The following is a 23414-nucleotide window of genomic DNA, read 5'->3' as shown; positions in this document are numbered from 1 at the left end:
GCAGTATTTAATTCCTGCTGGGAAATATCCCGCAATCTCGGCCCCCGCCGCTGACTCTCCCCAGTGGTCGTAGTAGCGGGGGTTGGGGTCGAGTTCGGATAGTCCTGCGAAGTGCTCATAGCACTAAGGCAACCACACTAACCTTGTGGACAACCCGCACACGGCTAGGTGGTTATCCACAGAAATCCACGTTGGTTGCAGTGTTCGATAGCGTTTAGGCGGGCATGTCGGTATGGGCCTCTTGGCTTGAGGCCATAGGCTTCTTAGAAAACCTCCTCAACCGCTACACCCCACGCATGCCGTACGAGCCGGTCTTTGTGGTCATTGATACCGAAACCACCGGCTTTAACAAGCGCTACGACCGCATCATTGAACTTGCTGCCGTGCGTGCCGACGCATACTTCAATCCCGTCGACTCCTGGCACACATTGCTCACCCCTGACACCAACGCCGTGTCCGCTACTCGGGGGACACCCCCGCCCACCTCGGCACTCCACCCCTGCTGTGGGGGTTACTCGTAGCGAAGCGAGCTGAACATCCCGGTTTCCATGTGATAGGCGTTATGGCAGTGAAATGCCCACTCACCGGGGTTGTCAGCGATCAGGTCGGCGATCATGGTTTCACCGTGGCGGAGAAGGACGGTGTCCTTGCGTAGCCCGTCGCTGCCGGGCAGCGCCCACGTGTGGCCGTGGATGTGCATGGGATGGGGCATCATGGTCCTGTTGCGCATGACCATCCGCAGGCGCTGGCCCTCCTGCACGGTCGCGGAGGAGGATTGGCCGTCGGTGAGAATGCTCCATTCATACGGCATCATCTGCCCGCCCAGGTCGATGCTGACTTCTCGGTCTGGTGTGCCCTCGGGCAGGAGTACACGGTCTGCTGGCTTCAGGGAGGACAGAAGCAGTCCGGTGGACGACAACTCGGGGAAGTCGACATCGGGGCGGGGGGCCTGGCCGCCGGCGGTGCGGATGACGGCGAAGGCGCGGTCGTCCTTACCCACCGCCAAAGCCGTGAGCGGGAAGATGCCGTCGTCGAGGATGACCTCGACGTCGACACGCTCGCCCATCGACAGGTAGATCGATTCGGTCTTCCTGGGCTGGACAGGGAAGCCGTCGGTGTGGGTGACGGTCATGCGGTGGCCACCGAGGGCCACCTTGAAGATGGTGTCACCGCCGGAGTTGATAAACCGCAGGCGGGCCTTGTCGCCCGGGCGAGCCTCGAAGGTCCGGTGAGCACGGGGGATACGTCCGTTGATGAGGTAGTGCGGATACATCACATCGCCGGCATCCCCGCCCAGTACCCGGTCCGGGGTGCCGTGCATCATATGGCCGTGGCCTCCCATCCCCTTCTTCCCGTTATGGTCGCCCGAACCCATTCCGGTGAGCTTGTCGAGCTCATCGTCGGGAGTGCCCTGAATGCCATCGACCCAGTCGTCGAGCACGATGGTCCACTCGACGTCCTGGTCCTCAGCGTCTTGCGGGTCACGGATGATCAGTGGGGCGTGGAGGCCGCGATCAAGCTGCAGGCCGGAGTGGGAATGGTAGAAGTAGGTGCCACCGTGGGGGACTTCAAAAACATAGGAGAAAGACTTGCCAGGTTCAATGGGGTCCTGGGTCATGCCGGGCACACCGTCGGCTGCGTTGTGGAGTGCGATGCCATGCCAGTGGATGGAGGTGCTCTCAGGCAGTTCATTGGTGATATCGACCTGTAGGACGTCGCCGGCAGTGGCCTCAATGGCCGCATCCCCGGTGTCAGAGACGTATCCCCACGTCTTGGCTTCGATGCCGCCGATATCCAGAGAGAGGGGCCGGGCGTTCAGTGTCCGGCGCACCGTCGGCTCACCGAGCGCAGTGGGGGTGGGAGTGGGGCGAAGAGAGGAACCTGGTGCCGAGGCAGCGGGTCCAGGGTCGCTGGTGCAGGCGGCCACGGCCCCGGTGCCGGCGAGGACGAGCCCGCCGAGCAGAAACTGTCGTCGGGAAAACGCGTTCATCATGATTTAACCTTCCTTGGTGCAGGATTCAGTGACACGGGAGACAGGCGCAGGTGAGGACCCTGCTGAGCCATCACGTCAGGCGCAGGTCTGTGACACAGGTGGCACCGTCGTCGGCGGTGGAAAACTCCGTGGTGCCGGTACGCCCCTGGTAGCTGACCTCAATCAGGCCGGTGGCATCATCGGGAAGCCAGAAGCCAATAAACCCGTTGTCGAAGGTGGTTGTCGTCTCGTCCACCAGCACCTCACCGGTCGCCTCATCGGTGATCGTGACCTGGATATCCTCATTGTCGAGTTCCCCCTGGCAGGTCGTGAGGCTGTGGTAGAAGCAGTCGTGGGTGGAGGTGAGATAGGGTGCGATCGAGACATACGTCTGATTGTCGGGAAGATCGAGCGCAACTTCCTGGTCATCGCTCGAGAGCAGCAGTTCATCGGCACGCACCGAGGCGATCAGGTCCGTGGGACGCTCAGTGACCTTCTGCCGGTCGAGGTGATCAATGATCTCCACCGCGTCCATGTCGGCCAGGCCATGGGTAGTCAGGAATGTATCCTGGGACACCGTCCTGTCGGTGGTGGGTTCCGGGTCGGCGGCCGAACACCCCGTGAGGGCAAGGGCAAGGGTGGCGGCTGCGATCGCTGCTCGTTTCACGTCAATCTCCTTGGATCGTGGTAAGGCCATAAGAAGACACCGCCTCAAGGTCGATGCCATACCTTTATCTAGCACGGGTGCCTGACGGACTGGAATTCAAAAACCCTGCTCGCAGCCTTATAACAGGGCGAAAAAGGGGGTGAATTCGGTGGGCTGGGTCACCAACGGAACACCACCCCACAGCCGTGGGCGATGTCCTTCTACCCGCCCTGGGTATGCGGTGCAGGCAGTGAAATCCCTGGTGGCGCCTGCTGAACCGACCAGGGGAGGCGATGCCGCCGGCCCGGGGTGGGGCACAGTGGTGACGGCGGTCGAAGGGTGATGTTTGAAGATTTGATGAAGATTTCCCCGCCGGGTACTGAGCGAGGGTGGTATTCCCCCCTGGCCGGAGCGATACTGGGGTCTATGGCTGACCGCACACCGACCACCGCCACGCCCCCGGGGCGGGTGCTGGTCGTCGATGATGAACAACCCCTGGCTCAGATGGTGGCTTCCTACCTCATCCGGGCCGGCTTCGATACCCGCCAGGCGCACACCGGTACCCAGGCCATGGACGAGGCCCGTCGCTTTTCCCCCGATGTTGTGGTGCTGGATCTGGGGCTGCCCGAACTCGACGGCCTGGAGGTGTGCCGACGGATCCGCACCTTCTCGGACTGCTACATCCTCATGCTCACTGCGCGTGGCAGCGAGGACGACAAGATCAGCGGTTTGACCCTGGGGGCGGATGACTACATCACCAAACCTTTTAGCATCCGGGAACTGGTGACCCGGGTGCATGCGGTGTTGCGCCGCCCGCGCACCAGCATCACCCCACCGCAGGTGACCACCCCCTTGATCGTTGGGGACCTCATCCTTGACCCCGTCGCCCATGAGGTGCGGGTGGGGGAGACGACCGTGGAGCTCACCCGCACGGAGTTCGAGCTGCTGGTTGCCCTGGCCCTGCGCCCCGGCCAGGTGCTGACCCGCCACGACCTGGTCACCGAGGTCTGGGACACCACCTGGGTCGGTGATGAACGCATCGTCGATGTCCACATCGGCAACTTGCGTCGCAAGCTCGGCACCGACACCCGGGGCCGGGGGTTTATCGACACCGTGCGTGGCGTGGGCTACCGGGTGGGGCAGCCATGAATCACGGACCCGGCCTGACCTTCCGCTTCCTGGCCGCCCAGGTGTTGGTCGTGGTGATTAGCCTGCTGGTGGCCGCGGCCGTGGCCACGATGGTGGGTCCGACCCTGTTCCATGATCATATGTTGATGACCGGCCGGGAGGACCCCTCGCTGGAGCTGTTCCATGCCGAGCAGGCCTACCGGGGCGCCAACCTGATCACCCTGGCCGTCGCCCTGCCCACCGCCTTGATCAGCGCCCTGCTGGCCAGCCTGTGGTTATCGCGTCGTCTGCGCACCCCCCTGCAGGATCTCACCCACGCCGCTACCAGCCTGACGGCCGGCAACTCCCGTATCCGCGTGCCCGCCGGAAAAGCAGGCCCCGAGTTCACCACCCTGGCGCATGCCTTCAACACCATGGCCGACCGGCTGGAACACACCGAACAGGTCCGCCGCCAGATGCTCTCTGATCTGGCCCACGAAATGGGCACCCCCTTATCGGTGCTCACGGTCTACCTCGATGGTCTCCAGGACGGGGTCGTGGACTGGAATAATGCCACCCACACGATCATGGCTGACCAACTCACCCGCCTGACCCGGTTGATGGAAGACATCGACGATGTCTCCCGGGCCCAGGAACACCGGATCGATTTGGACCTGGCGGAGGAAGGGCTCGGGGATCTGCTCCATACCGCCGCTGTTGCCGCGGGGGAAGCTTATGCTGACAAAGGCGTCGATTTACAGGTCGAGAGCATTGCAGACACCGCCCGGGTGCTCGTGGACCGGCAACGCTTCGGCCAGGTGATGAGCAATCTCCTGTCGAACGCGCTACGGCACACCCCGGCCGGCGGGCAGGTCCGAATCAGCGTCCACCGACAGGGGGCGTCCACCGCGCTCATCCACGTCGCCGATGATGGCGAGGGCATCCCACCTGACCAGCTCGGACACATCTTCGAACGCTTCTACCGGGGGGATGCCGCCCGCAGCCGGGACAACGGCGGGGCCGGTATCGGTCTGACCATCTCCAAGGCATTGATCGAGGCCCACGGCGGCACTCTCACCGCCACCTCCCCCGGACCTGGTCGCGGAGCGGTGTTTGCCCTCCGCCTCCCGCTGTCCCCTCCCGAAAGTGAGGAGGCTGCTCGGTGACCACACCCTGCCCCGCGTGAGGGCCGTGCCCTCTACCCCTTGAAAATATACCCCCAGGGGGTATGCTGAAAATATACCCCCTGGGGGTATACGCTAGAGAGCGGCATCGCCGCACCCCACCGAACCGAAGGAGCTTTCCCATGATCACCTCCCCGCCCCGCCTCTTGCCGATGGCCTCCCACGGCTGCAGCTGTTGCGGACCTGCCTCACGTGCCGACACCGCCTCCACCCCTGCCACCAGCGACTCGTCAGCAGGAGGGTCCTCCCCTAGCTACCAGGTCACCGGCCTGACCTGCGGGCACTGCGCGAAAAGCGTGACCCAGGCCCTTCAGGCCCTCCCCCAGGTCGACGACGTCCAGATTGATCTCGCTGCTGGTGAAGTTTCCACCGTCACGGTCACCGGTGTCGTACCTCCGGAGATGGTTCGCCGGGCCATCGAGGAGGCCGGCTACACCGTCTTATCCTGATCAGTTTTACCCATCATCTCGACCCCGACCGGGTTGAGCGAAAGGAACGTCATGAGCACTCCCCACCATTCGGGTGATCACCATGGTGATCACCCCGCTCCGGAAACAGACCACACCCACCACCCGGATCATGCCGGCCAGGAACACCACGCGGATGCCGACACCCACGGCCAAGCGATGCCCCACGATCACCCACACTCCGCCCTGGACGAAGACCACCACGTTCATGGTCACGGCGAACACGCCGGACACAGCACCGCAATGTTTCGGGACCGCTTCTGGTGGTCGCTGATTCTGTCCATTCCCGTCGTTATTTTCAGCCCCATGGTCGCCAACCTGCTCGGCTACCACCTCCCGGCATTCCCCGGATCCACCTGGATCCCCCCGGTGCTGGGCACGATCATCTTCGTCTACGGCGGAACGCCTTTCCTCAAGGGCGGATGGAGAGAACTGAAATCCCGCCAACCCGGGATGATGCTCCTGATCGCCATGGCCATCACCGTGGCGTTTGTCGCCTCCTGGGTCACCACTCTGGGGCTGGGCGGTTTTGAGCTGGACTTCTGGTGGGAGCTGGCCCTGCTGGTGACCATCATGCTGCTGGGCCACTGGCTGGAGATGTCCGCTCTCGGGGCCGCGTCCTCCGCGCTTGACGCGCTGGCTGCCCTGCTGCCGGATGAGGCCGAGAAAGTCATCGACGGGACCACCCGCACCGTGGCCATCTCCGACCTGGTCGTCGACGACGTCGTGCTGGTGAGGGCCGGTGCCCGGGTGCCGGCCGACGGAACCATCCTCGATGGAGCCGCCGAATTCGATGAGGCGATGATCACCGGCGAATCCCGTCCCGTCTTCCGCGACACCGGTGACAAGGTGGTCGCTGGTACCGTGGCCACCGACAACACCGTCCGCATCCGGGTGGAGGCTACCGGCGGTGACACAGCCTTGGCCGGGATCCAACGCATGGTTGCCGACGCCCAGGAGTCCTCCTCCCGGGCCCAGGCCCTGGCGGATCGGGCGGCGGCGTTGTTGTTCTGGTTCGCGCTGATCTCCGCTCTGATCACCGCGGTGGTGTGGACCATTATCGGCAGCCCGGACGATGCCGTCGTGCGCACGGTCACGGTGCTGGTCATCGCCTGCCCGCATGCCCTGGGCCTGGCGATTCCGCTGGTCATTGCGATCTCCAGCGAGCGGGCCGCGAAATCCGGGGTGCTCATCAAGGACCGTATGGCGCTCGAGCGGATGCGCACCATCGACGTGGTGCTCTTCGACAAAACCGGCACCCTGACCGAGGGTGCGCACGCGGTCACCGGTGTCGCGGCAGCTGTCGGCGTCACCGAGGGAGAGCTGCTGGCCCTGGCCGCCGCCGCGGAGGCCGACAGCGAGCACCCCGTGGCCCGCGCCATCGTGGCGGCCGCGGCCGCCCATCCCGAGGCCGCCCGTCGGCAAATCCCTGCAACTGGTTTCAACGCCGCCTCCGGGCGGGGGGTCCGAGCCACTGTCGATGGCGCTGAGATCCTCGTGGGCGGGCCGAACATGCTGCGCGAGTTCAACCTCACCACCCCGGCCGAGCTCACTGACACCATCAGCGCCTGGACCGGGCGTGGGGCCGGTGTGCTCCATATTGTCCGCGACGGTCAGATCATCGGTGCGGTGGCCGTCGAGGACAAGATCCGCCCCGAATCCCGCGCCGCTGTGAAAGCCCTGCAGGACCGCGGGGTGAAGGTCGCGATGATCACCGGCGACGCGCAGCAGGTGGCCCAGGCGGTTGGTCAGGACCTGGGGATCGATGAGGTCTTCGCCGAGGTCCTGCCCCAGGACAAAGACACCAAGGTCACGCAGCTGCAGGACCGGGGTTTGAGCGTGGCCATGGTCGGTGACGGTGTCAATGACGCCCCCGCTCTGACCCGCGCGGACGTCGGTATCGCCATCGGTGCCGGCACGGATGTGGCCATGGAATCTGCCGGGGTGGTCCTAGCCAGTGATGACCCGCGGGCAGTGCTGTCGATGATTGAGCTGTCCCAGGCCAGCTACCGCAAGATGATCCAGAACCTGATCTGGGCCTCTGGCTACAACATCCTCGCTGTGCCGCTGGCCGCCGGAGTGCTCGCCTCGATCGGGTTCGTGCTGTCTCCGGCCGTGGGCGCGATCTTGATGTCTGCCTCGACCATCGTGGTGGCCCTGAACGCCCAGCTGCTGCGCCGCATTGATCTGGATCCGGCTCACCTGGCTCCGGCCGAGTCGAAGGAGGAACACGCCACGCCTACTCCGGCATCCACCGCCGTCCACTGATCCACCACTTCTCTCCACTGCCCCCATATGACCCTGAAAGGTGCTGTTGCAAAGTTGGGGCAGTAGGAAGGGCGACGTGAAATAGTCACAGCCATGGGTGTCTTCTCCGGTCGTCATTTCCCCCGTGACATCATTCTGTGAGCGGTAGGTGGTACTGCCGCTACGGGCTCAGCTACCGCGATCTGGAAGAAATGATGACCGAACGCGGCGTACCGGTCGATCACACCACGATCTACCGCTGGGTCCAGAAATACGCCCCTGAGCTGGACGAGCAAACACGGTGGTACCGGCAGGTACCTGACTGGCAGGCCAGTTCCTGGCGGGTGGATGAGACCTATATCCGGGTCGGCGGCAGGTGGTGCTACCTCTATCGGGCGATCACCGCCGGTGGTCAGACCCTGGACTTTTACCTCTCTCCGAAGCGGAACGTGGCCGCAGCGAAGCGTTTCCTGGCCAAGGCCGTCAGATCCAATGCGTCAGCCGGGTATCCCAGAGTGATCAACACCGATAAAGCACCCTCACTAGCCAGGGCAATCGCCGAGTTGAAGTCAGAGGGAATCTGCCCGCCAACAGTGGAACACCGGCAGGTGAAATACCTCAACAACATCCTGGAAGGCGACCATGGTCGGCTGAAGCGGATCCTCGGGCCGAAAGGCGCGTTTAAGAACCGGACATCTGCATATCGGACGTTGAAAGGGATGGAGGCGATGCACTCATTGCGGAAAGGGCAAGGCGTGATGTTTGCCTACGGGCAACCGACCCCGGACGCGGTGATCGTCAACCGGGTCTTTGAGACGGCCTAACAATGCCCACACGTAGCGGCCGTCAGGGAATGCGAAACTGAGTCTTCGCTGCTCTCCGCCCAACTTTGCAACAACACCTTCTAGTCGCTGTTCTTCTGCTTAGTGCGCAGCATATCCATGCTCATCACGGCGCCGATGATGGCGGCGTGATGTTGCTCATTGAGGCCCGGCGTGATGCGCAGGCGATACGTGTTTTTGCCCATGAAGAAATTACCCATGCCAGTCCATTCGCTAGAGACGTCAGCAAGCAGGCGATCTTCTGAAGTGATGGAAAGATTCCAATCCCAGAAGTCGCCGTGAATTTCGACGTCGGCAAAGCCCTCCATGGTCAAGTCCAACTTTGTCTTGAGCATGGAGAAACGCTTGGTAATGACGGCCATGGGCTTTTCGATTCCCGGCAAGTGCACCTCATAGGTATCCCGCAGAAAATTCGGCGGGTCCGAAATCGTCATGACCGTCTGTAGCGGGTTGCCTTCAGCATCCGTGATGGCAACCTCCAAGCTGCGGGAGGATTTAAACACCATGTCTTTGAGACTGGTGGATTGCAGGATAGTGCCCACAGGGGTGCCGTCTAGATCGGTGATCATGAACTGATCGTTGAGGAAGGACTTGGTCTGAGTAATTACGAGCTCGTCAAGTGTGAATAAATTTTGCGTCATACCAGCCACTGTAGGGAAGCTGCTGGTTTTATTCCTCCTCCCTAGGGGTGGTTTTCTGCTGGCGCATGAGTTCTTGCGCCTCCTCATATGCTCGGGCGCGGTGGGCAGTCATGGTTTGAGCAAATGTCTGCACCCAATTCTTGTTCTTGGGCGCCAGCGGGCCGGAGGGCTCGGTGGTGGTCCAGGTGCCGTCCTCAAAAAGCCAGATGATGTCGCGCGTATGTGGATCCATGACATAAAAGGCCCGGCCATCGGTCTTTATGTTGTGGTGGTGCTGGCATAAGCAGGCGAGGTTTGCCGGCGTGGTCGGCCCGCCGTCCGCGTGGTTGATGCGGTGATCCTTCTGGCAGGCAGATGCCGGGCGGTTGCAGCCGGGGTAGCGGCAGGTCCCGTCGACGCCCTCCAAGTAGGCGGCCATGGCGGCGGGAGTGACGTAGCCCTTGACCTCGTGGTTAGGGTCCATCTCCCGGATTTTGGTGTAGGGCAGCGCATTGGAGCGCGCCGGGTCGAGCCAACCTACGGATTCGATAAACGCCGGGGAATTGGGCACGTCGGTGGCCTTGTAGGCGTTGAGGATGATCTCGGGGGCTTGGGTGCGGCCGGTGAGGAGCGCAACGGCGGCGTCGGCAAGCGAGCAATCTAGCTCCAGCGCGGTTTGCCGGATGCACTTATCGACGCTCGCGATAACCGCCGGGTCCGCACTCAAAGTCACCGCCGAGGTGTTATCGCCCCAGTTTTCCATGGTGTAGCGCGGCTGGGTAGGGCCCTGGGTGACGGCCAGCGTGTCATCGGCGAGGTTGATGAGCTCGTTGAGTTTGCGCTTGATCTGTGCCTGCGTGCGCATGGCCTGGTTCGGCCGGGTAGGGGTGAGGTAGGCGGTGAGCTGCTCATCGATGCGCGCCACTACCTCCGGCGTCGGATTGCCCAAGCGGTTGAGGGACTTATTGATGGCAATAATCCGGTCGAGGTCCAAGTGGTAGAGGCGGTGCTGCAGCGCTTGGAGCTCGGGCAGCTCCTCCAAGCGGTGCAGCGCCATGAGGATATGGCCGATCCGCCCTTCATTAACACCGGTGGTGCGGTAGAGGGATTGGGTAACTAATTCGAAATCCGAATCGAGATTCGGGACTTGGTTCACCCAGAACTCGTATTCCGCCTTTCGCATCTCAAAGGCTAAGCGTGTGGTGGGGTCGGTGGTGTTGGTCGTGGAAAAGTAGGGTTCTTCCATGGCACATCGTACCTAAATAATCGTGTGAACTTGTGTACGATTCACACCTTATAACACCCCTCGGACACGAGCCCCTTCCTTCGTATTTACACAGCTCAAGAGCTATATTCTGGATCCTTGGTGGGTAGAGTAGTTTCGCTTTTTTGTGCCGCATATTTCCTATCTTGCTTGCGTATGAAACGCAGGCCCCAGATAATCAGTGTCCACGTAATGAGAGCGGTAAGGAAAAAGGTCACCGGCCAATCACCCGTAATGATCAGCGAGGCATTGAACAGGGTATGCAGGGCGATACCGGCCAGCCAGAATCCGGCCACCTGCCAGTATCCGTGGCGTGCCCCCGCGTAGAGCTTGCCGACGCCCCACGCCGCAACCCCCGTATACAGTGCATGGCTAAAGGCACCAGTGAGGATTCGCCCGGTACCGGTAATAATGGCGCCCCAGAGATCGCCATCCAGGTTAGTGATGGTCGCGCTCAGGAGGAATGGAATATTCTCCATGGCGTCAAAACCAAGGCCTACCGCCATTCCGATCGCGGCAGCTTGGTAGGGATGCCGCACGTTCCCAAAGGCTGCAATAATAATAACGACGCCGAGGAGCTTGATGGTTTCTTCCGGAAGCGGCGAGTATAAGGCCGCGTCCAGGTGGGCGAGCCCCAGCTTGTTTGAAATCCCCACCATCTGGTCGTTGAGGCTCACCACCACCGGCTGGGCGAGCGCACCCCATAGGATGCCCTGCCACATCGGCCGCGGCCTAAACCACAAGAATCCCAGACCGAGCGTCAGGCCCACGCAGATGAGCGCACCGATGAGCCCCACCTCGGTAAAACGGCGATCAACAAAGAAAAAGCCGGAAACTACCAGGCCGAAAGCGATAGATAGCCAGTACAGATTCTTCATGCTTTTTCTACCTCCTGGGCAAGTTCTGCAGCGCGCGGTCCGCGCAGGGAGAGGAACGTGGTGAGGCCATCGCCCTCAATGCTGATGGCTACGAGGTCGCCATCGCTAAGCGTGCGCTTATCCCCGTCGCGGTCGATGTCTCCTTCCGGTATGGCCGTACCTTCCCCCATTGCCCGGAGGTAGCGTCGGGTGGCTTGGTCTTTGTCCTGTACGCCGACTTCTTTAGCGCGGATTTGGGTGCCGTCACAGTCCCAGCGTGGTTCACTGCTGGTGGAGCCATCTTCTTCCGTGCAGGATAATCCGGGGACGCGGGCCTTTCCGGCCTGCACTTCAGAAGTGGGGTTGTCATACATGTCTGGCAGGAGCGCATTGGTGCCGTAGATGGCGCCAAATACTACGCCCGCCGCGAGGATGAGTGGTGTGCTTTTCATGCCTTCAACGCTAGGTACGCACTGCTCAGCGCGGTATCCTCCGCGGGGAGGATTAGGCCGGTCGCAGGGAGGATTTCTTCCCCATAAGTTTCCCTAAGCCCTGTGATAGGTTGGGTGCGTGTTTGAGGAGCTAGCGGAAGAAGCAGAGGCAAAGGACGAGCCCACCCGCGTGTGGTGGCAGTGGTGGGCACCCATCGCCATGGCCGTGGTCTTTGTTGGCCTTCCGCCCGCGGTCTATCACCTAGTCTCCGGCGTAGATCTGCTCATCCTCATGGCCGTGCTGACGGTGGTCATCGCTTTTGCCGACGGCGCCACTTTCCGCGCCTCCTGGACCATCTTTAGCGTGGCAGGGTTAGCCTATTTTGCCGCCATGTCCTTGTACTTCAACGAGGGCACCTGGATATACCTCCCAGTATTCGTGTTCCTGGCATGGGCTGCGAGCAGACTGGGTGCCGTGGTGGGCTCTAAGGCAGGGAAGAGCTAATGGAGACCTGGCGCCTAGAGCACCCAGAAGTGGGCACCATCGAGGTGCAGCGCGGGTACGATGCCGAGTTCGCGGAGATGGGCGAGTGGCCGAAGAAGGCCAAGGATTTCACCCCGGTACCGGGCGATGCTTCGCTGCCGGAGCGCGTCCAACTCTGGCGGAAGAACCCCAGCCCGCGCCTGCAAATTGTGGTGAATGGTCAGGTACGCAGCCGCCACGATCGGCCCCGCGCGGGCCGCTATTCGCTCAAGAAGAAGATTGAAAAAGACCTCACCCTTCTGGAGAATTCCGCCCCGCGCAGCAAACCTTATCTGGACATTCAGGCATCACCCTTTGGCGAGCTCCTGGATGTGTACTACCGCAATGGGGAGGAGGCTGTCGCCCTCGATCCGCCGGCCGGCTCCGTGGGGGAGAAGCGCCGCCACGCCATGGAGGAAAGTTCTTTCAAACGGGTGCTGTATCCGCTTCTAGGCGGGCTGGGAAAGTCCGGCTGGGCCATTGGCGTGATCGTGCTCGGCCCGATTATCAGCCGCATTTTGTCCCGGTTGCTTCCGGATTGGGAGCTGCCGGAGATTAACCTGCCGGATATCGCGCTCCCCGTACCGGAGTTTCCGCAGATAGAGCTGCCGGTGCCGAATTTCGACTTCAACATCGACATCGATCTGCCCGACTGGCTCGTATTCCTCATGGATTACAGCAAGGTGTGGGTACCGCTCATCATTGCCATCGTGGTGGGCATTCAGGCCGTGCGCAATGCCAAGAAATCAGAGGAAAAGAAACAGCAGTGGCAACAGGATGGCGCGTATGCTGACGGCCATGAAGATTCACGGCGCGATTGATACGGAGGGCCGGTGCAAGCATTGGCATTCGCCGCTGGATGTGGTGGCCAATAAGTGCGCCACCTGCCGCGAGTATTTTGCCTGCGCGCTGTGCCACGCCGAGCTCACTGAGCATGAGTTTGGGCCCATGCTTGTCGACGCCCCCTCGGTCCTCTGCGGCGCCTGCCGCACCGAAATGAATTATCACGCCTATTCCGCCGCGCCTGCGTGTCCCCACTGCGGGCATAAATTTAATCCCGGCTGCAGTGCGCATGCCGGGATCTATTTTCAGCTAGACCGCTAAGCGGTCCGGCCAAGTGAGAGTCTTAGAAGGAAGACAGCTGCTGTAGCTGCTGGATCTGCGGAATCTGTGGCAGCTGGAACTGGGATACAGCGTTCTGGGCAATCTTGGCCGCGTCCGGGATGCGGAAGGTCTGGCCCAAGAAGGGGACGTCGACAGTCGGCTGGCCCGGGATGGTTCCCAGCTCGATGACCTTGGCGTTCTTGGCTGGTGCCGGTGCCGGAGCCGGAGCCGGCTTTGGCGCGGGGGCATTGCCGCGCTGGCCGCCAGTGTTGACCGGCTTGCCCTGGCCAGTGGTGCCGTTTAGGCCGCAGCGAGCAATGGCCTCATCCATGCGGCCGATGGCGCCGCGGACTTCGTTGCCGCGTGGGTGCACGGTGGCAACGGCCAGGGCCTGGGACTTCTTCTGGTTGTAGTCAGCGGAGTTGGTCCAGTACTGCTGTGCCTGGGAGCAGGAAATCTGGCCGGCAGGCATCTTGGCTAGGAGGTCATCAACGGCGTCGGCATGGGCAGCGGCAGGGGTAGCGAGGGTTACGGTCAGGGCGGTAGCTGCAGATAGCAGCGCGGACTTACGTGCAAAGCTCATGCCAGACATCTTGCCATAAATGTTACTCCTGTGACAGGCCTAGGAAGCGATTGACCAGGCTGCGGTAAGCGCGCACGGTGAGTTCGAGGTCTTCTAGGTAGAGGTGCTCGTCGTGGCTGTGCAGCTGCGAATTGGCACTGGCCATATCGCGGCCCTCGGCGTGCATGGCAAAGCCATAGGCATTGCCACCCTTGCGGCGGGCGAAGCGCAGGTCCGAGCCGCCGGTGGCGTGAACAGGGACAACGGCTTTGTCGGGGAAGAATTCCTTGGAGGTGGCCTCAATCGCCCGCCATAGCTCGGTATCGGTGGAGGATTGCGTGGCATCTTCGGTGATGAGGTGTTCGATTTCTACCTCATCGGCCATGTCCCCGAGCGCGCTGCGCAGGAAGTCATCCAGATCCTCCTGGGTCTGGCCGGGGAAGGGGCGCACATCCATTTCCAGGTAGGCGTGCGAAGGCAGCACGTTGATGGCGCCGCCCGCGCGCAGGACGGTCTCGGCGATGGTGGTGTGGCTAAAGGCGTGGGCGTAGGCGTCGAGGTTGCCGAACTTGGAGTAGTCCCCCGTGCCGTCGATAAGCTCTTGCTCCGTCTGGGGATCAAACTTGAAGGTGCGCACGAAGCCCTCCCAGATCTCATTGGAGGCTGTGGGCGGCTCAGCGGTGGCGATGCGGCGGGCCACCTCGCCGATCTTCACGATGGCAAAGTCCTTGCCATAAGGCGTGGAGCCATGGCCGGCATCGCCATGCACGTGCAGGCGGCGCTGACCGGCGCCCTTTTCTCCCACGTTGAAGCCCACCGCGCCGGGCAGGTGGCTGCCGCCGGTTTCAGACAGGCAGTTCTTCCAGGAAAAGGCATCGGGGTGGTTCTCGGACATAAAGCGCACGCCGAGGCCGCCGCGGGCCTCTTCATCGGCCATGCCGACGAAGGCGAGGGTGCCACCCGTGTTATCGGCGCGGGCGACCTCGCGCGTGACGGCGGCCATGGTGGCGGTAATAAAGAGCATGTCTACGGAACCGCGGCCGTAGAGCTTGCCGTCCTCGATGAGGGCCTCGAAAGGCGGCTTGGTCCACTTCGGCTCATCTACGGGGACGACGTCCGTGTGGCCCATGAGAGTGAGCGGTTCCTTGTCCGGATCGCCGGGGACGGTCACCACGATGGAGACGCGGCCCGGGTGGGACTCGAAGCGCTCAATCTGCACGTCTTCGCCCGCGAAGAATTTTTCCAGGCTATCCGCATTGCGCACCTCATGGCCGGAATCCGGGGTGAGGTCATTAACGCAGGCATTGCGGATAAGCTCTTGGAGGAGGGAGAGGGTGTCATCATAAAGCGTCATGCCCCCGAGGGTAGTTCCGTACAGATTTATATGTGGTTTTAACCAAAAGTTGAACGCCGTTCAAGTAGGGTTTACCACCATGAGCATCGTTGACATCGCCCGTGAGAAAGCCCTGGAGCAAGGCAAAGGCCTCAACCAGGAAGAGCTACTGCAGGTATTGCAGGTTCCGGATTCCCAGCTGGAGGAGATCGCCGATATTGCCCACCAGACCCGCCTGAAGTGGTGTGGCCCGGACGTATCGGTGGAAGGCATTATCTCCATTAAGACCGGCGGCTGCCCAGAGGATTGCCACTTCTGTTCCCAGTCCGGTCTTTTTGAGTCCCCGGTGCGCGCCGTGCGCCTGAACATCCCGGAGCTGGTGGAGGCGGCGCAGAAGACCGCTAAGTCCGGCGCCACCGAGTTCTGCATTGTTGCTGCGGTCAAGTCCCCGGACGATCGCTTGCTGGACCAGGTGGGCGAGGCGATTGCCGCAATTAATGACGCCGTCGATATCGAGATTTCTTGCTCGCTGGGCACCCTGACCCGCGAGCAGGCGCAGCGCCTGAAGGATATGGGCGCGCAGCGCTATAACCACAACCTGGAGACCTCCCGCTCCTTCTTCCCTAATGTGGTCACCACCCACACCTGGGAGGAGCGCAAGCAGACCCTCGACTACGTGCGCGAGGTAGGCATGGAGGTCTGCTGCGGCGGCATCATCGGCATGGGCGAGTCCCTGGAGCAGCGCGCCGAGTTCGCCGCGCAGCTGGCAGAGATTGATCCGTGCGAGGTACCGATGAACTTCCTTGATCCGCGCCCGGGCACCCCCTTCGCGGATCGCCCGCTGGTTCCCTTGGGTGAGGGCCTGCGCGCCGTGGCGGCGTTCCGCCTGGCCATGCCGTCTACCACCTTGCGTTTTGCTGGTGGCCGCGAGCTTTCGCTTGGCGACGACGGCACTGAGCGCGGCCTCCTCGGCGGCATCAACGCCATTATCGCCGGCAACTACCTGACCACCCTGGGCCAGCAGATTGAAAAGGATGTGGACATGTTGCACCGCATCGACCTGCCGATTAAGGCCCTGTAGTGCCTGGTTTATCCGAGCCAACATCCGAATTGGCTGCCGCCGTGCTGGCTGGAGATGAGCCGATTTTTCATCCGAATACCGGCAAGCCGATCGAAGAGGTCTTCACGCTGCACCCCGCGGCTGCAGCCGGCCTTGACGTGCCGCGCTACTGCCAGATCTGTGGCCGCCGCATGGTGGCCCAGGTGCGCCCCGATGGCTGGCACACCACGTGCTCGCGCCACGGGGAGCTGGATTCGGAGTGGCTATATGTAGAGCACTTGCCCGAAAGCTAGCATCGGGGGCATGGATCCAGCCGTCTCCCTTGCTCACCAGTCCGCGCTGCGCTCGATCGCCCGAGTGGTAGAGGAATCGGCGCCGCATACGGAGGAAGGGAAGGCTTTAGGGGACGTCGTAAAGCAGCTGCGCGAGGGCCCAGTGATGGTGCTAACCGGGGCAGGTGTGTCTACGGAGTCGGGCGTGCCGGATTATCGGGGCCCGCGCGGCTCCCTTAGTAGGCACCGGCCGATGACCTATCAGGAATTTCGCTACGACCCGGCCGCGAGCCATAGGTATTGGGCCCGCAGCTTTGTGGGGTGGCGGGTCATGGATTCCGCGGTGCCGAATCGCACGCACTATGCGCTCGTGGAATTAGAGCGCGCCGGGCTGGTCAATGGTGTGGTCACCCAAAACGTGGATGGCCTGCATAAACAGGCGGGGACCGCGAACTTGGTGGCGCTGCATGGCGATATGGAAACCGTGGTGTGCTTGATGTGCGGGCAGCGGGAGGCGCGGCCGCACTTTGATGCGCGCCTAGCTGCAGCGAACCCGGGGTACCTGGAGCGCCTCGTGGTGGAGGCGGATCAGGTGAACCCGGACGGTGATGTGACGCTTGATGAGGCCGATGTGGCAGCCTTCCGCATGGCAGGGTGCGAGCGCTGTGGTTCTGCCTTGTTGAAGCCGGACGTCGTTTACTTTGGCGAGCCCGTGCCGGCCGAGCGCCGCGATGCTGCCTTTGCGCTGCTGGGCCAGGCGCGTTCGCTCGTGGTGGCCGGCTCTTCGCTGGCGGTTATGAGCGGGTACCGCTTTGTGTTGGAGGCAAAGAAGCAGGGCAAGCGCGTGGCCGTTATCAATGGCGGGCCCGGCCGGGGTGATCAGAAAGTGGATACGCTGTGGCGCACCCAGGTGGGACCGGCCTTTGACGCGGTGCTGGATGAGCTGGGGCTATAACTAGCGGGGGATAGTCTCTACTAATTCCAAGATGGTGCGCACGATGGCGTGGACGCGCTTATCCATGGGCATATCTTCGTGCATGACCACTGCTCGGCGGTCGAAGTCTTGGACATAAATATTTCGCACGGTGCCCTCTGCGACGCCGCGGGGATCAAGGAAGCAGGTTTCGGGTGGGACCACGACGGCATCAGACCGTGTGGCAATGCAGGTATAGCTCACCCCTGCTTCCAGGTCGCCATCGCGATTAGCCTCGCGTAGGGCTTCGCTGCCGACAATCTGGTCCATACCCGCCGGCCCAAACCAACCATCGATGACGGAGCGCATAACCGCCTCTTGGCGCGGCGTGCGAATGAGGCGGCTGACGATGCCTCCGTAAGTAGTTCCGTGGTTTGGCGCGCTGATGCACATCAGATGGAGGACATGCTCGGCGCCGCCAATCATGCGCATCCAATAGCGGGCGAGGAGCCCGCCCTGCGAGTGGCCGATGAGGATGACCTTGTCCGCGCCGGTGACTGCGCGCACGACATCAATATAGGCGCCAAGCTCCTTCGCGGATTCCGCGAGGGGCTGGGTAGCGCGGTGCCCATAATCGGGGGCGAAGACGGCCCAGCCGTCCTGGCGCAGTTCATTGCCTAGGAGCTGCCATACGCCTTTGGTATCGCAGGTGCCGTGGATGAGGATGACTGGCCAGGGGCGCTGTGCGGTGGGACGCGCGCTCCAGTCATCTTCAAAGACGCCGCGCGGCTTAATGCGGGCACCAAGGGGAAGGGTAGCGGCGGCATCGGCGTCGAGGGCGGTATCGCCGGGGCTGGTCTTGATCTTCTGGGCTTTGATGAGGTCCGCAATCTCGGCCGCGACCTCCTCGCGCAGTGCCGTGGCCTCGGCAGGGGAGGCGATGCCGCGACGCGGGGAATCGGTCAATTCCTTCTCATTGGCACGCCAGAATTTGCGGAGTTGCTCGGAAATAGTGGATTTCAACTCAGCCATGGTTCCGGATTGTACTCGTTATTGCAGGTTAACTGTGTTTTTGTCAGGAGTTAAGAAATTTATGGGCAAACCCTTGACCATCCTACGAAAGGTTTATAAACTTAGGCTTGCCTAATCACGGGCGGTGCTTGCAGGAGGGTGCGCTCCACTCCCTCCTTGGGTACCGAGAGATTAGTCATGGGGAGAAGGCCCGCCGATGTGCTGTCGGCGGGCCTTCGTTGTGGATAAAGGGCGGTTCTTGGCCTGAAGAAAAGGTGGCGCAAAAGGGGTGTAAAGAAGATATAAAAATTGCGAGCGAGAGGCGTAAAGATAGCGCAAAGATTGCCTAGGGCAGCGGGGTGTGGTCCTAACGTTTGTGCGTAGCAGGTGCTGCCTTGGTACCGGCACCTGGCAGGCATATCTGTCAGGCACAGGAAAGTTTCACTCGCACAAGGGGGTTTCCCACATGTTAGACATCGTGGCAATCCTGATAGCCATCCTGACGGTTGGCTGTCCCTCCGTCCTCAACGAGCTTCTGGACGGTGACGCATAACCATGAACACCATTACAGCGGTCATTGGCCTCGTCATTGTTGTGGCGTTGGTGACCTACCTCATCATTTCCTTAGTTGATCCGGAGCGTTTCGCATGATCGCCGGCATTGGGGCGGTGTTACCGCAGTTCCTCGCCCTCGTCGTCTTGCTCGCGGCGGCATATGTTCCTTTGGGCAACTGGATCGCACGCAGCTACACCTCTGACAAGGACTGGGCGATAGAGCGTGCGGTGTATAAGGTCCTGCGCGTTGACCCCAACCGCGGGCATAACAGCAAGAATTACAGCCGTGCATTGCTTGGTTTCAGCTTGGCATCCGTACTCGTTCTTTACGCGGTGCAGCGCCTACAAACCGTTTTGCCTAGCTTTGGCAATTCCCGCTCCGCAGCGGTGGAACCGTGGATGGCGTTCAATACGGCGGCGTCATTCGTGTCCAATACCAACTGGCAGTCCTATTCGGGCGAAGAAACCCTGAGCAATGGTGCGCAGATGCTTGGCCTGACCGTCCAGAACTTCGCCTCCGCGGCTGTTGGCATGTGTGTGGCGGTTGCGCTCATTCGCGGTATCGGTCACTTGGGATATAGCCGTGACAAGCTGGGCTCTGAGAGCGGACAGCACCTCATCGGAAATTTCTGGGTTGACCTCACCCGCGGTTTGGTGCGCATTCTTTTGCCGCTTTCACTATTGATTTCCTTCGTCCTCATCTTGGGCGGAACCATGCAAACCTTCGGGTCCAACCTGGTGAGCTCCGCGGGCGTGGATATTCCGCGCGCTCCGGTGGCTAGCCAGGAAGCAATTAAATTGCTGGGAACCAATGGTGGTGGCATCTTCGGTGCCAACTCGGCGCACCCTTTTGAGAACCCCACTGGTTTTACCAACCTGGTAGAAATCTTTTCTTTGCTGGTTATCTCTTTCTGCTTTATCCGTGCCTACGGAGTAATGCTGAAATCCCAAAAGCATGCATGGACCCTGCTTGGCGTCATCGGCGGCATTTGGACCGTAATGGTTGCTTTGGTGGTATGGGCGCAGCACACTACCACCGGTGCGGCAGCCCAAGCCGCGGGCGGCAACTTGGAGGGCATCGAACAGCGCCTAGGTATTGACGCTTCCGCACTCTTTGCGGTGTCTACCACGGGCACTTCTACCGGTGCGGTCGATTCGATGCACGATAGCTATTCACCATTGGGTGGCGGCTTGTTGATCCTCAATATGCTCCTGGGCGAAATTGCACCGGGCGGCGTGGGCACTGGCCTCTACGGTCTGCTGATGGTGGCAATCCTCGCCGTCTTTATCGGCGGCCTGCTCGTTGGGCGCACACCGGAGTTCATGGGCAATAAGGTCGGCCGCAAGGAAATCTCCGCGGTGAGCCTGTACATCCTCACCATGCCGGTCCTCGTCCTGGTAGGCGTGGGGGCATCGGTGGCTCAGCGCAAGCTGGTGGAGCTTTCCGCGACCAACTTCGGCGCGCCGGGAACCCCGGATAACGCGCATGGTCTCTCCGAGGTGCTCTATGCCTTTACCTCGGCGTCGAATAATAACGGCTCGGCCTTCGCGGGCCTGACGGTAACCGAGCCCTGGTGGCAAGTCACCCTCGGTATCGCCATGCTGTTGGGCCGCTTTCTACCCATCGTTTTCACCCTGTACTTGGCGGGCAGCCTAGCCGGTCAACGCCGGCAGGCCACTACCGCCGGCAGCTTGCCGACGTCCGGCGTGACCTTCGCGCTGCTTACCATCGGCGTCATTGTGTTGGTCGCCGCCCTTACCTTCTTCCCCGTTCTTACCTTGGGTCCCATTTCGGAGGCACTCTCATGACAACACCAACTATGACCACTGAGCAACGCACTCCTCAGCGCCCTGCCACCAAAAACAGTGGGTTGGCTGCGGCAGCGTTAAAGTCGTTGCCGCACAAGATGTCCCCACTCGCCCAAGCCCGCAACCCCGTCATGTTCGTGGTGTGGGTAGGCGCCGCGCTGACTACCCTGTGGTCCATCTTTAGCCCCAGCGTTTATGGCTGGGTGGTAACCGTATGGTTGTGGTTTACCATTGCGTTCGCCGCGTTTGCTGAGGCATATGCCGAAGGCCGCGGTAAAGCCCAAGCGGATAGCTTGCGCGCCGTGCGCGATGACGCCACCGCGAACCTAGTCACCGATGGCGGCATCGAGGTCATTGCCGCTTCTGAGCTCACCAAGGGCGCCATCGTGCGCGTGGAGGCCGGAGAAACTATCCCGGGTGACGGCGACGTCATTGAAGGCGCGGCAACCGTCGATGAATCTGCCATTACCGGCGAGTCTGCTCCCGTGGTTCGCGAGGCCGGTGGCGATCGCTGTGCTGTAACCGGCGGAACCGTGGTCCTGTCTGATTCCATCTTGGTACAGATCACCTCGGAGCCGGGAGCAACCTTCGTCGATACGATGATTGCCTTGGTGGAGGGGGCGGAGCGACGCAAGACCCCGAATGAGATAGCGCTGAGCATCCTCCTGTCTACCCTGACTATCCTCTTCCTCATTGCGGTTACCGCACTGGCCCCAATGGGGTTGTTTACCGGCGCGGAGCTCTCCCCGCTCTCGCTGGTGGCCCTGTTGGTCTGCCTCATCCCAACCACCATCGCTGCCCTGCTATCCGCGGTGGGAATCGCGGGAATGAACCGGCTAGTACACCACAATGTTCTGGCTACGTCCGGACGCGCGGTAGAGGCGGCGGGCGACGTAGCGACCCTACTCATGGATAAAACCGGCACCATCACCTATGGCAACCGGCAGGCCACCGGGCTTATCGTTGCGCGCGGTGTCGATGAGCAGGAAGCTGCGGAGATAGCCCGCGTTGCTTCGGTTGCCGATGAGACCCCGGAAGGCCGCTCCATTGTGTCGTGGTTGACCGAAAACTACCACCTTTCTACCGCAGCAGGAGAGGAAGAAAAGACCGCCGAGGTCATTCCATTTAGCGCTTCTACCCGCATGTCCGGGCTTGACCTCAGAGGCCGAAAGCTGCGCAAAGGTGCCGGTGATGCTGTGCGCCAGTGGGTAACCGAGGCGGGTGGCGACTGGCCACAAGAAATTGAAGAGTCCGTGACCCAGATTGCAGAAGGTGGTGGAACCCCGCTGCCCGTTGCTGTGGAAGAATCCGATGGCACCCGCAGGGTTATTGCGGTGGTGCAGCTCAGTGACGTCGTCAAGCCGGGCATGGCGGAGCGCTTCGCCGAATTGCGCCAGATGGGCATCAAAACCATCATGGTGACCGGCGATAACCCATTGACGGCAGCGGCCATTGCGAAAGAGGCAGGCGTCGATGATTACATCGCGGAGGCCACCCCGGAAGATAAGCTGGCCAGGATCCGCGAGGAACAGGCGCATGGCCGCATGGTTGCTATGACCGGTGACGGTACTAATGATGCGCCGGCGCTGGCGCAGGCGGACGTGGGTGTGGCCATGAATACTGGTACCTCTGCAGCGAAGGAAGCCGCCAATATGGTGGACTTGGATTCTGATCCGACCAAGCTTATCGATGTCGTGCGCATTGGCAAGCAGTTGCTCATCACCCGTGGGGCGCTTACCACTTTCTCTTTGGCCAATGACTTAGCGAAGTACTTCGCCATCTTGCCGGCCCTGTTTTCTACCCAGCTTCCGCACCTTGAGCGCCTCAACGTGATGCACCTGCACTCGCCGCAATCCGCCATTGTGTCTGCAGTCGTATTCAACGCGCTCATCATCGTTGCTCTTATCCCATTGGCGCTCAAGGGCGTGGCCTATAAGCCGGCCTCTGCTTCGTCCCTGCTCCGCCGTAACCTGGGCATCTGGGGCCTGGGCGGCGTTATCACCCCATTCCTAGGCATCTGGCTGATTGACCAGGTAGTCAACCTGCTTCCAGGTATATAGAAAAAGAAGGACCAAAAATGCGTGTCTATTTTCGTAACCTCGCCGCTGGATTCGTAGCCGTACTATTGTGCGTTGTCGCACTAGGAATGATCTATCCCGCTGCCGTGTGGGGAATCTCCCGCATCAAGCCGGACTCGGCCGAGGGCAACCTCATTTACCAAGGTGAGTGCCTAGCTGGCTCGACCCAGCTCCAAGATGGCCAGACTGAAGGCCCGTACTTCTTTCCCCGTTCCGAAGGCATGAGCAATTACGGCGCTAGCAGCTCCGAGCTAGAAAAAGCCGTGCAGGAGCGGCGCGGGGACATCGCCAAGCGCGAAGGCGCCGCCCCAGAAGATGTTCCTACCGATGCGGTAACCGGTTCCGGCTCTGGTGTCGACTCTGGCATTAGCCCTGCGTACGCTGAACTACAGGCTCCACGTGTCGCTCGAGAGCAGGGGATAAGCACCGAAGAAGTGCGACGCCTCATCGAGGACAATACAGAGCATGCCAGCCTCGGGTTCCTGGGCGAAGACGCAGTCAACGTCACTACTCTCAACCGAGCACTGCCCATTCCACCGTCCTGCTCATAAGATGAGT

The 23414-nt window shown here is 61.5% G+C and carries 24 protein-coding genes and 1 pseudogene; 16 read left to right on the top strand and 9 right to left on the bottom strand.

Annotated features, from left to right (window positions below; all coding sequences use genetic code 11):
* Positions 1–224: 224 nt before the first annotated feature.
* Positions 225–521: a 3'-5' exonuclease gene (locus CORTU0001_RS06365; RefSeq protein WP_005328329.1), complete on the top strand. Its 297-nt coding sequence runs from the start codon at positions 225–227 to the stop codon at positions 519–521.
* Here CORTU0001_RS06365 and CORTU0001_RS06360 read toward each other — a convergent pair.
* Together CORTU0001_RS06360 and CORTU0001_RS06355 are read right to left on the bottom strand one after the other, a co-directional pair.
* Positions 512–1993, bottom strand: coding sequence for a multicopper oxidase family protein (locus tag CORTU0001_RS06360; protein ID WP_005328324.1), 1482 nt, complete (start codon positions 1991–1993; stop codon positions 512–514). The two genes, CORTU0001_RS06365 and CORTU0001_RS06360, sit on opposite strands and share 10 nt — an antisense overlap.
* 70 nt (positions 1994–2063) lie before the next feature.
* Entirely contained in the window at positions 2064–2639 is a 576-nt protein-coding gene (locus tag CORTU0001_RS06355; RefSeq protein ID WP_005328307.1) for a CueP family metal-binding protein, read from the bottom strand.
* Between the two features lie 405 nt (positions 2640–3044).
* On the opposite strand from CORTU0001_RS06355, the gene CORTU0001_RS06350 reads away from it, so the two are divergent.
* From CORTU0001_RS06350 to CORTU0001_RS06330, 5 genes and pseudogenes are all read left to right on the top strand, one after another.
* Entirely contained in the window at positions 3045–3767 is a 723-nt protein-coding gene (locus CORTU0001_RS06350; RefSeq protein ID WP_100067814.1) for a response regulator transcription factor, read from the top strand.
* On the top strand, positions 3764–4891 hold the full coding sequence (locus CORTU0001_RS06345) for a sensor histidine kinase (RefSeq protein WP_005328299.1): 1128 nt from the start codon (positions 3764–3766) through the stop codon (positions 4889–4891). Before CORTU0001_RS06350 ends, CORTU0001_RS06345 begins: the two co-directional genes overlap by 4 nt.
* A 140-nt stretch (positions 4892–5031) precedes the next feature.
* Positions 5032–5358 (top strand): heavy-metal-associated domain-containing protein, encoded by a 327-nt coding sequence (locus CORTU0001_RS06340; protein WP_005328297.1) that lies wholly within the window; start codon positions 5032–5034, stop codon positions 5356–5358.
* A gap of 51 nt (positions 5359–5409) precedes the next feature.
* Positions 5410–7644 (top strand): copper-translocating P-type ATPase, encoded by a 2235-nt coding sequence (locus tag CORTU0001_RS06335; RefSeq protein WP_034668361.1) that lies wholly within the window; start codon positions 5410–5412, stop codon positions 7642–7644.
* Between the two features lie 93 nt (positions 7645–7737).
* Positions 7738–8447, top strand: a pseudogene (locus CORTU0001_RS06330) (IS6 family transposase).
* An 80-nt stretch (positions 8448–8527) separates the two neighbouring features.
* Here the strand turns inward: CORTU0001_RS06330 and CORTU0001_RS06325 are convergent.
* The 4 genes from CORTU0001_RS06325 to CORTU0001_RS06310 form a co-directional block, all read right to left on the bottom strand.
* Complete coding sequence (locus CORTU0001_RS06325) at positions 8528–9106, bottom strand: LURP-one-related/scramblase family protein (protein ID WP_005328290.1); 579 nt, start codon at positions 9104–9106, stop codon at positions 8528–8530.
* Positions 9107–9134: 28 nt separating this feature from the next.
* Positions 9135–10331, bottom strand: a complete 1197-nt coding sequence (locus CORTU0001_RS06320) for an HNH endonuclease signature motif containing protein (RefSeq protein WP_005328289.1) — start codon at positions 10329–10331, stop codon at positions 9135–9137.
* A 95-nt stretch (positions 10332–10426) separates the two neighbouring features.
* Entirely contained in the window at positions 10427–11227 is an 801-nt protein-coding gene (locus tag CORTU0001_RS06315; RefSeq protein WP_005328286.1) for a PrsW family intramembrane metalloprotease, read from the bottom strand.
* Positions 11224–11658 carry a hypothetical protein gene (locus CORTU0001_RS06310; RefSeq protein WP_034668359.1) on the bottom strand — a complete coding sequence of 145 codons (435 nt, stop codon included), beginning with the start codon at positions 11656–11658 and terminating at the stop codon, positions 11224–11226. Before CORTU0001_RS06310 ends, CORTU0001_RS06315 begins: the two co-directional genes overlap by 4 nt.
* A 118-nt stretch (positions 11659–11776) precedes the next feature.
* Between CORTU0001_RS06310 and CORTU0001_RS06305 the strand changes: the two genes are divergently transcribed.
* The 3 genes from CORTU0001_RS06305 to CORTU0001_RS06295 are packed head-to-tail and all read left to right on the top strand — an operon-like array spanning position 11777 to position 13264.
* The gene (locus CORTU0001_RS06305; RefSeq protein WP_005326304.1) at positions 11777–12142 is read left to right on the top strand and encodes a hypothetical protein; all 366 of its coding nucleotides are present in this window, start codon (positions 11777–11779) and stop codon (positions 12140–12142) included.
* Positions 12142–12981 carry a hypothetical protein gene (locus CORTU0001_RS06300; RefSeq protein ID WP_005328283.1) on the top strand — a complete coding sequence of 280 codons (840 nt, stop codon included), beginning with the start codon at positions 12142–12144 and terminating at the stop codon, positions 12979–12981. Before CORTU0001_RS06305 ends, CORTU0001_RS06300 begins: the two co-directional genes overlap by 1 nt.
* Entirely contained in the window at positions 12959–13264 is a 306-nt protein-coding gene (locus tag CORTU0001_RS06295; RefSeq protein WP_034668374.1) for a CHY zinc finger protein, read from the top strand. Before CORTU0001_RS06300 ends, CORTU0001_RS06295 begins: the two co-directional genes overlap by 23 nt.
* A gap of 22 nt (positions 13265–13286) precedes the next feature.
* On the opposite strand, the gene CORTU0001_RS06290 is transcribed toward CORTU0001_RS06295, so the two are convergent.
* Together CORTU0001_RS06290 and CORTU0001_RS06285 are read right to left on the bottom strand one after the other, a co-directional pair.
* The gene (locus CORTU0001_RS06290; RefSeq protein WP_244262101.1) at positions 13287–13847 is read right to left on the bottom strand and encodes a hypothetical protein; all 561 of its coding nucleotides are present in this window, start codon (positions 13845–13847) and stop codon (positions 13287–13289) included.
* Between the two features lie 22 nt (positions 13848–13869).
* Positions 13870–15180 (bottom strand): M20/M25/M40 family metallo-hydrolase, encoded by a 1311-nt coding sequence (locus tag CORTU0001_RS06285; RefSeq protein WP_005328280.1) that lies wholly within the window; start codon positions 15178–15180, stop codon positions 13870–13872.
* A gap of 79 nt (positions 15181–15259) precedes the next feature.
* On the opposite strand from CORTU0001_RS06285, the gene bioB reads away from it, so the two are divergent.
* The 3 genes from bioB to CORTU0001_RS06270 are packed head-to-tail and all read left to right on the top strand — an operon-like array spanning position 15260 to position 17446.
* Entirely contained in the window at positions 15260–16240 is a 981-nt protein-coding gene (gene bioB / locus CORTU0001_RS06280) for a biotin synthase BioB (protein ID WP_005326317.1), read from the top strand.
* The gene (gene bsaP, locus CORTU0001_RS06275) at positions 16240–16512 is read left to right on the top strand and encodes a biotin synthase auxiliary protein BsaP (RefSeq protein ID WP_005328279.1); all 273 of its coding nucleotides are present in this window, start codon (positions 16240–16242) and stop codon (positions 16510–16512) included. Before bioB ends, bsaP begins: the two co-directional genes overlap by 1 nt.
* 10 nt (positions 16513–16522) lie before the next feature.
* Positions 16523–17446 (top strand): Sir2 family NAD-dependent protein deacetylase, encoded by a 924-nt coding sequence (locus tag CORTU0001_RS06270; RefSeq protein ID WP_005328278.1) that lies wholly within the window; start codon positions 16523–16525, stop codon positions 17444–17446.
* On the opposite strand, the gene CORTU0001_RS06265 is transcribed toward CORTU0001_RS06270, so the two are convergent.
* Positions 17447–18436: a lipase family alpha/beta hydrolase gene (locus CORTU0001_RS06265; RefSeq protein WP_005328275.1), complete on the bottom strand. Its 990-nt coding sequence runs from the start codon at positions 18434–18436 to the stop codon at positions 17447–17449.
* 534 nt (positions 18437–18970) lie between these two features.
* Between CORTU0001_RS06265 and kdpF the strand changes: the two genes are divergently transcribed.
* Genes kdpF through CORTU0001_RS06245 form a run of 4 tightly spaced genes read left to right on the top strand, consistent with a single transcriptional unit; the run spans position 18971 to position 23407 of the window.
* Positions 18971–19066 carry a K(+)-transporting ATPase subunit F gene (gene kdpF / locus CORTU0001_RS06260; protein ID WP_005328272.1) on the top strand — a complete coding sequence of 32 codons (96 nt, stop codon included), beginning with the start codon at positions 18971–18973 and terminating at the stop codon, positions 19064–19066.
* Entirely contained in the window at positions 19063–20778 is a 1716-nt protein-coding gene (gene kdpA, locus CORTU0001_RS06255) for a potassium-transporting ATPase subunit KdpA (RefSeq protein WP_005328265.1), read from the top strand. Before kdpF ends, kdpA begins: the two co-directional genes overlap by 4 nt.
* Positions 20775–22838, top strand: a complete 2064-nt coding sequence (gene kdpB, locus CORTU0001_RS06250; RefSeq protein WP_005328263.1) for a potassium-transporting ATPase subunit KdpB — start codon at positions 20775–20777, stop codon at positions 22836–22838. Before kdpA ends, kdpB begins: the two co-directional genes overlap by 4 nt.
* A 17-nt stretch (positions 22839–22855) precedes the next feature.
* Complete coding sequence (locus CORTU0001_RS06245) at positions 22856–23407, top strand: potassium-transporting ATPase subunit C (RefSeq protein WP_005328261.1); 552 nt, start codon at positions 22856–22858, stop codon at positions 23405–23407.
* Positions 23408–23414: the final 7 nt, after the last annotated feature.

Origin of the sequence: Corynebacterium tuberculostearicum SK141 (assembly GCF_000175635.1) — a bacterium.
GTDB classification, from domain to species: domain Bacteria; phylum Actinomycetota; class Actinomycetes; order Mycobacteriales; family Mycobacteriaceae; genus Corynebacterium; species Corynebacterium tuberculostearicum_C.
This window is presented reverse-complemented; position numbering and strand designations above follow the sequence as displayed.